We start from the raw sequence: 8,470 nt of genomic DNA on the forward strand, positions 1-8,470 counted from the left end.
CCGGCAGTATGTTTAACGCTGCTCGGTTGCCTCATTGGCCATTATCGGCGCTGGCCCCGCCTGGGGCGATGACGCCAACACTTGGCTTGCCACATAGTAAACAATTGCCCCCAGCGCCGAGCCGGTAAACCAGCCGTAGTCGTAGAACCAGTTCATGGTGCCAGTTAACAGCGATAGCAACGTAAGCGCCACCGGCACGCCAAAGGCGATAAAACCCGCGATGTTCACCGCAGGATAAGCATGGTTATCCATATACAGGCTGGGCACATCCAAACGCTGCTTTTTGATCAGGAAGTAGTCCACCGCCATGATGCCCGCGATGGGCCCCAGCAGGCTGGAGTAACCCAGCAGCCAGTTGGAGTACATCTGCTCCAGAGAAACCCCTGGCGGAATAACGCCCGCTTTTTGCAGCAGATCGTAGCCCATCAACAACACGCCCACCGCGCCAGTCATCAGCACGCCGCGCGTCTGGTTAATCAATTTGGGCGCAATGTTCTGAAAATCGTTGGTAGGCGACACGATGTTAGAAGCCGTATTGGTAGAGATCGTGGCGATAATGATCAACAGCATCGCCAGTACCACCCAGAAGGGGCTGTCGATATAGCCAATCAAACGTACCGGGTCGGCAACGGTTTCCCCTACCAGCGTTTCGGAAGCAGCGGTTAACACGACACCGAGTGCGGCAAAGAAAAACATCGTTAGCGGCAGCCCAATCACCTGACCAACGATCTGATCTTTTTGGCTTTTGGCAAAGCGACTGAAATCGGGAATATTCAGCGACAGCGTGGCCCAAAAACCCACCATGGCGGTTAAGCCCGCGAAGAAGTAGCCGTATACCGATGCCCCTTCAGGCCGCGACGGCGGCTGTGCCAGTAGTTCGGACATCGACATATTTGGCCACGCCCATATCATCAGCCCAACACCAACGGCTAACAGCAGCGGTGCGGCGAAGGTTTCCAACCATTTAATCGACTCTGCACCACGAATCACCACATAGAGGTTCATCGCACCAAAGACAAAAAAGCCGATGACTTCACCAACACCGCCCATCGCAGCCCAAGCGGGAATCAACTCGGAGAGCAACAGATGAATGGCCAAACCGCCAAACATGGTTTGAATACCAAACCAGCCGCAGCCGACCAGGGCGCGCACCAGACAGGGTACGTTGGAACCTAAAATACCGAACGAAGAGCGTAAAACCACCGGAAAAGGAATACCAAACTTCGTACCGGGAAAGGCGTTTAAGGTAAGAGGAATCAGCACGATCACGTTGGCCAACAAAATGGCAAACAACGCCTCCCCCACGCTCAGCCCGAAGTAGGCGGTTAATACCCCGCCTAGGGTGTAGGTGGGCACGCAGATCGACATGCCTACCCAGAGTGCCGCAATATTCCACTTACTCCAGGTGCGCTCGCTGGCCTGGGTAGGCGCAATATCCTCATTAAAGCGCGAACTACTGCGTACATCGTCCCCTACATCTAGCTCTATCAGCCCACCTCGATCCACCATCTGAGAGGTTGTTTCGGTCATTTTTTATCTCCTCAGCATTGCGTTATTGCGCTGCCTAGCTCCCACGGCCAGTGGAGCTTTTCAAAAAGGCGCTTAGAAATCATGGCTTTTAGAAAACATTGTTTTTCAAAACCATCGTTCTTAGAAACCATAGCTTTTAGAAAACAAGCAATAAGCATGCCTACTTGAAAAAGCAGGTCAATTAACTCATTGATTAAAAAGCTGCCTTACTGGACAACATTATTATTGTTAGCTTGTTATCTTTATATTTTCCCCACCTAAAACAAAAACCAACTAAACAAAGCTAGATCAAAAAAAATATTTGCACCAATTTCAAACAGAAAAAAACCAAACAAACTCGCTAGAAATATACCAAACCAATGATTTTAAAAGAATAAAAAAACCATCCAAAACAGTGCAAGACCTCACCAAAAAAGTGAATATCACCAAATGGAACAATAAAAACAAGCAAACTCAATGAGTTAAAGACGATTTAACAAATCTCCTTTAAAGACTTGCTAAAACCACCTACCCAGCGCTACTTTCAACAAAAGCTGTCTATTTCGTCAGCTTTACAAAACTAGTTTCAAGAACACTACAAACATACGCTACACATCAACAATCAGAGGGAGCGTCTCATGCAGAATATGAAAATCGGGTTGATTCAGATGGGCCTGAAAACCAGCACCGATCTTGAACCAGAAGCTATTCGCGACGCCATGAACGAGGCACATCTGCCAATGATTCAGCAAGCGGCTGACCAGGGCGTGCAGGTGCTTTGCTTCCAGGAAGTGTTTAACCAGCCCTACTTTTGCCCCAGCCAGGACGGCAAGTGGTACGCCGCCGCCGAGCGGGTACCGGAAGGCCCTACCTGCCAGATGATGCAGAAGCTCGCCGCCGAGCACCGCATGGTGATCATCGTGCCGGTGTATGAAGAGACTGAAACCGGTGTTTACTACAACACCGCAGCGGTATTCGACGCTGACGGCAGTTACTTAGGCAAGTACCACAAAACCCATATTCCCCAAGTAGCCGGTTTTTGGGAAAAATTCTTCTTCAAGCCGGGAAAATCCAACTGGCCAGTGTTCGATACTGCCTACGGCAAAATCGGCGTGTATATCTGCTACGACCGTCACTTCCCCGAAGGCTGGCGGGCGCTTGCTCTCAACGGCGCTGAGGTGATTTTCAACCCTTCCGCCACCGTGGCCGGTCTTTCCCAATACCTGTGGGAGTTAGAGCAACCTGCCTCTGCCGCCGCCAATGGCTGCTTTATCGCTGCGATCAATCGAGTTGGAACCGAGGCGCCGTGGAACATCGGCGACTTTTACGGCTCCAGCTATATCGTTAACCCCCGCGGCAAAATCGAAGCTCAGGCCAGCGAAACAGAAGACGAGCTGCTGGTGCACGAGATCGATTTGGACATGGTGCGGGAGGTACGCAACAACTGGCAGTTCTTCCGCGACCGTCGCCCGGAAACCTATACCCGCCTGACCGACGGTGAATGATTCTGCTGGTAAAAAACAGGTTGCTGGTTAAGTTTTCCATTTAAAAACAACAGGAGCGAACGATGAGCTTATTAATCAAGGGCGGCACCGTGGTCACCCACGCCGATACCTACCGCGCAGACGTACTGTGTGTCGACGGTAAAATCCATGCGATTGGCACCGATCTAGATGTCCCTGAAGGGTGTGAAATTGTCGATGCCAGCGATCAACTGGTGATGCCCGGCGGTATCGATCCCCATACGCACATGCAACTGCCGTTCATGGGCACCGTGGCCAGCGAAGATTTCTATACCGGCACCGCCGCGGCCTTGGCCGGGGGCACCACTTCGATCATCGACTTCGTGATCCCACAGCCAGGTCAGTCGCTCCTTGAGGCCTTCGAAACCTGGCAAGGCTGGGCGGAAAAAGCCGCCACCGATTTTGCCTTCCACGTGGCGATTACCTGGTGGGACGATAGCGTGCGAGAGGAAATGGGCACCCTGGTTCATGAACACGGGGTGAACAGCTTCAAACACTTTATGGCCTACAAGGGCGCGATCATGGCCACTGATGACATTCTGGTGGAAAGCTTCTCGCGCTGTCTGGAGCTAGGCGCGGTGCCTACGGTTCACGCCGAAAACGGTGAGCTGGTCTACCACATGCAGCAAAAACTGCTCGCCCAGGGCATGACCGGGCCGGAAGCCCATCCGCTTTCGCGCCCACCCCAGGTGGAAGGCGAAGCGGCCAGCCGGGCGATTCGCATTGCCAGCACCCTGGGCGCACCGATCTATCTGGTTCACGTGTCCACCAAAGATGCCGTCGATGAAATTGCCTACGCCCGCCAGCAGGGTCATCCGGTTTATGGCGAATGCTTAGCCGGGCACCTGCTCATCGACGATAGCGTCTACCAGGATACCGACTGGGGCCGCGCCGCTGCCCACGTGATGAGCCCGCCCTTCCGGCCCAAGGGCCACCAGGAAGCGCTCTGGCACGGCTTGCAGTCGGGCAATCTGCAAACCACCGCCACCGACCACTGCTGTTTCTGTGCCGATCAGAAAGCCGCGGGCAAGGATGACTTTACTAAAATCCCCAACGGCACCGCTGGCGTGGAAGACCGCCTCGCCGTGTTGTGGGATGAAGGCGTCAACACCGGCAAGCTGTCGCCCCAGGAGTTTGTCGCGCTGACATCGACCAACACCGCCAAGATTTTCAACCTCTACCCGCGCAAAGGGGCGATTCAAGTAGGTTCCGATGCAGATATCGTGGTGTGGGATCCCAACGGCACCCGGACGATTTCTGCCAAAACCCACCACCAGAACGTCGATTTCAACATTTTCGAGGGCAAAACGGTGCGCGGCATTGCCCGTCACACCATTAGCAAGGGCAAATGGGTGTGGCGGGATGGTGAGCTGCGTGCCGAGCGCGGTGCGGGCCGCTATTTGGAGCGCCCCGCCTACCCCGGTGTCTTCGAATTGCTGGCCAAGCGCGCCGAGCTGAATGCGCCGATGGCCGTAAAAAGATAACAGCTGTGCCCATAACAACAGCGGAGGCTTTACTGTGACTAGCCCACTGAACCACCTACCCAGCGCAAAAGAGGTCGGCACCTACGACCCGGATACGCTGGCAAGCAACTTTAGCGATCTACATCCGCCGCTGACCCATCGCCAGGCGATGATCGAAAGTCAGCGTTGTCTCTATTGCTTTGATGCGCCCTGCGTCGAGGCTTGCCCGTCGGATATTGATATTCCCAGCTTTATTCGCCAGATCAGCGAGAACAATATCAACGGCGCGGCGGAAACCATTCTGGAAGCCAACATTTTAGGCGGCAGCTGCGCCCGGGTGTGCCCCACGGAAATTCTTTGCGAGCGTAGCTGCGTGCGCAACCACGACGCCGAATGCCAGCCGGTGCTGATCGGTTTGCTGCAGCGTCATGCCACCGACCATATGCAGTTCGACGGCCACCCCTTCAAACGCGCCACTTCTACCGGCAGTCATATGGCCGTGGTCGGCGCCGGACCTGCCGGGCTCTCCTGCGCGCACCGACTGGCGATGCTCGGTCATCAGGTGACCATCTTTGAAGCCGAACAAAAGCCTGGCGGGCTGAACGAGTACGGCATCGCCCGCTACAAAATGACCGACGACTTCGCCCGTAAGGAAGTCGAATTTCTGCTCGAGATCGGTGGCATCGACATCCAGTACGGCCAACGCCTGGGCGATAACCTGAAACTGGCCACCCTGCATCAGCAGTACAACAGCGTATTTCTCGGCCTGGGCCTGGGCACCAGCCGCGCCCTGGGGCTAACCGGCGATGAAGCACCGGGGCTGATGCCCGCCGTGGACTACATCAAAACCCTGCGCCAGACCGACGATCTGGGCAGCCTTGCGGTGGCCAAACGCTGTATCGTGATTGGCGCGGGCAATACCGCCATTGATATGGCGACTCAAATGGCGCGCTTAGGTGCCACCGAGGTCACGCTGGTTTATCGTCGCGGCATTGAAGCCATGTCCGCCACCGACCATGAACAAGAGATTGCCAAAGCCAACGGCGTGCGGATGGTGACCTGGGCCCAGCCCGACGAGATTCTGCTGGACGATCAAGGCCGCGTGACGGGCATGCGCTTTGCCAAGACCCATGATCAAGCGGGCCGCTTAACCCCTACTGGAGAAACCTTTGAGATCGCCGCCGATGCTGTCTTCACCGCCATCGGCCAAGGCTTCGAAGGCGCGAGCCTAAGCGATACCACCGCCGCTGAGCTTGCCCGGGACGGCGAGCGCATTCACGTTAATGAGATGTTCCAAACCTCACTGCCCAATGTGTATGCCGGTGGCGACTGTGTGAAGCCCGGTCAAGACCTTACCGTTCAGGCCGTGCAACACGGCAAACTGGCGGCTCACGCCATTCATCAGGCACTTGTCGCCAAGCAGGAGGCCGCATGAACACACTCACTTTTACACCACCGGGTAAGAAAGACAGCGGTGACAGCGTGGTTAATGGCGTTGATCTATCGGTTAACTTTGCTGGCATTAAAGCCCCCAATCCATTCTGGCTGGCCTCTGCACCGCCCACCGATAAAGCCTACAACGTGGTACGCGCCTATGAAGCTGGCTGGGGCGGCGTGGTATGGAAAACCCTTGGCGAAGAGCCGCCTGCGGTGAATGTCTCCTCCCGCTACTCAGCCCACTACGGAAAAAACCGCGAGGTGATCGGCTTTAACAATATCGAGCTGATTACCGACCGCTCGCTGGAGATCAACCTTAAAGAAATCACTCAGGTGAAAAAGGACTGGCCCGATCGTGCGCTGATCGTTTCCATTATGGTGCCCTGTAATGAAGAAGCCTGGGCCTACATTCTGCCGCTAGTGGAAGCCACTGGCGCGGACGGCATCGAGCTCAACCTGGGTTGCCCCCACGGAATGCCGGAGCGCGGCATGGGCGCGGCGGTGGGCCAAAACCCCGACCTGATCGAGAAAGTCACCTACTGGTGCAAGAAGCATTACTCCAAACCGGTAATCGTCAAACTCACACCTAATATCACCGATATTCGCGTCGGTGCCCAAGCAGCACTGCGGGGTGGGGCCGACGCGGTATCGCTGATCAATACCATCAACTCGATTACCAGTATCGACCTGGACAATATGGTCGCCAAGCCCACCGTCGGCCACCAGAGCACTCACGGCGGCTACTGCGGTAGCGCTGTCAAACCCATCGCGATGAACATGGTGGCGGAAATCGCCCGCGACCCGGCCACACCAACTCTGCCCATCTCCGGCATTGGCGGCATTTCCACCTGGCGGGATGCGGCGGAGTTTATCGCCCTAGGTGCCGGCAGCGTGCAGGTGTGTACGGCAGCGATGCTCAACGGCTTTAGGATTGTGGAGGAGATGAAAGACGGCCTCTCTCGCTGGATGGCGGAAAAAGGCTACGACTCCATCGAGGCGTTCTCCCGTAAAGCGATACCGCAAACCACCGACTGGAAACACCTAGACATCAACTTCAAAACCATCGCCAAGATCGACCAGGATCTATGCATCGAATGTGGCCGCTGCTATATCGCCTGCGAGGATACCTCCCACCAGTCGATTGCCAAGCTCACCGAGCAGGACGGATCGCGCCGCTATGAAGTGATTGAAGAGGAGTGTGTGGGCTGCAACCTGTGCCAGATAACCTGCCCAGTGGAGAACTGCATCACCATGGTGCCCCAGGAGACCGGCCAACCCTTCCTGGCCTGGGATAACGACCCACGCAATCCTTTCCGGGTCGCCTCTTAACCTCTTTACCCTCTTTTTTTTAAACAGCCGTAAGCGCTACCCACCGCCCTCAGTTTGTGAGGGCGGTCGCGTTTTCTGCAACATACTGTTCCATCACCCAATAGCGACAAAAGTCAGCATCCTTGAGAACATGAGAAAACATCGCATATAAAATTCTTTCTCACAAAAGGAAACCCAATGAAGTTCGCTACCACTACCACCGCTATACTCTTAGCAACTGCCAGCGCCACCGCGAGCGCCGACCAGCGAATCGCCACCTTCGACTTAGGCAGCCTGGATACGCTGGATGCACTAGGTTTAAACGAGCAGGTAGTGGGTGTACCGAAAGCCAGCCTGCCTAGCTATCTTGAGCAGTATGCAGCCGATGACGTCACCGATATTGGCGGCCTGCGCTCACCGGATATGGATGCCCTTGGCGAAAGCGAGCCTAGCCTGATTCTTTACACTGGCCGCCAGGGTGAGTGGGAAGAGGGGCTTGGCGAAATCGCCCCGCTGCTCAACACCAGCCTACAGGGTGACGACTACCTGGCTACTTTTGACGCTAATGTACGCGAACTAGCGAGTCGTTTAGCAGTGGAAAGCAAAGCCGAAGAGGCGCTTGGTACACTGCATGCCGAGATTGAGACCCAGCGCGAAGCGCTAAGCAACGCTCCTCGCACGCTGGTGGTAACCCACAACGGCGGCAATCTGATGCTGAATCAGCACCCGGTCGTTCACGACGTACTGGGCATTGCAGCATTAGAGATGCCCGAAAGTGTCACTTCTGAAACCCGCGGTACCCGTACCTTTACCCCGCTTTCTCCTGAGGCGATTAGCGAAATTGATCCGCAGGTCGTACTGGTGATTGATCGCAGCGCCGCGATTGGCGATGAACCCGCCGACGCGGATGCCTTAGCGCAAACGCTCTTAGATGCGGGAGCTGAGAAAGCGCGGGTCATTATGCTAACGCCCGCGCTGTGGTACCTCTCCGGCGGCGGCCTGCAGAGTCTGGCGCTACAGGTTGAAGAAGTTGCAGTAGCACTAAACTCGTCAGGTAACTAAGCGCTCACTCCCCCCCCCTCTTACAGCAATGGCGGAGGGGGAAACGCAGCCTAAGCGGCGAGAAACGCTGGCTTAAAAAGCTTCCCAATCATCTTCAGCGCTAGCCGTGGTTTGGCTACGCGTCGCTGGCCGCATCAGCGCTGGTGTCTGTTGAGATGAGTGTTGTGG

Annotated in this window: 6 protein-coding genes; 5 read left to right on the plus strand and 1 reads right to left on the minus strand. The window is 55.6% G+C overall.

What is annotated here, in order from left to right:
* Window positions 1-12: 12 nt before the first annotated feature.
* Entirely contained in the window at window positions 13-1,530 is a 1,518-nt protein-coding gene (locus RO22_RS21320) for an NCS1 family nucleobase:cation symporter-1 (protein ID WP_009285884.1), read from the minus strand.
* Between the two features lie 617 nt (window positions 1,531-2,147).
* Between RO22_RS21320 and RO22_RS21325 the strand changes: the two genes are divergently transcribed.
* From RO22_RS21325 to RO22_RS21345, 5 genes are all read left to right on the plus strand, one after another.
* Window positions 2,148-3,014, plus strand: a complete 867-nt coding sequence (locus RO22_RS21325; RefSeq protein WP_009285885.1) for a nitrilase-related carbon-nitrogen hydrolase — start codon at window positions 2,148-2,150, stop codon at window positions 3,012-3,014.
* Between the two features lie 62 nt (window positions 3,015-3,076).
* Window positions 3,077-4,516 carry a dihydropyrimidinase gene (hydA, locus tag RO22_RS21330; RefSeq protein WP_009285886.1) on the plus strand — a complete coding sequence of 480 codons (1,440 nt, stop codon included), beginning with the start codon at window positions 3,077-3,079 and terminating at the stop codon, window positions 4,514-4,516.
* A 34-nt stretch (window positions 4,517-4,550) separates the two neighbouring features.
* Window positions 4,551-5,930 carry an NAD(P)-dependent oxidoreductase gene (locus RO22_RS21335; protein ID WP_041159351.1) on the plus strand — a complete coding sequence of 460 codons (1,380 nt, stop codon included), beginning with the start codon at window positions 4,551-4,553 and terminating at the stop codon, window positions 5,928-5,930.
* The gene (gene preA, locus RO22_RS21340) at window positions 5,927-7,261 is read left to right on the plus strand and encodes an NAD-dependent dihydropyrimidine dehydrogenase subunit PreA (RefSeq protein ID WP_041159352.1); all 1,335 of its coding nucleotides are present in this window, start codon (window positions 5,927-5,929) and stop codon (window positions 7,259-7,261) included. Before RO22_RS21335 ends, preA begins: the two co-directional genes overlap by 4 nt.
* A 177-nt stretch (window positions 7,262-7,438) precedes the next feature.
* Window positions 7,439-8,302: an ABC transporter substrate-binding protein gene (locus RO22_RS21345; protein ID WP_041159353.1), complete on the plus strand. Its 864-nt coding sequence runs from the start codon at window positions 7,439-7,441 to the stop codon at window positions 8,300-8,302.
* Window positions 8,303-8,470 lie beyond the last annotated feature (168 nt).

It is taken from the genome of Halomonas sp. KHS3 (genome assembly GCF_000830495.1).
Classification (GTDB): domain Bacteria; phylum Pseudomonadota; class Gammaproteobacteria; order Pseudomonadales; family Halomonadaceae; genus Vreelandella; species Vreelandella titanicae.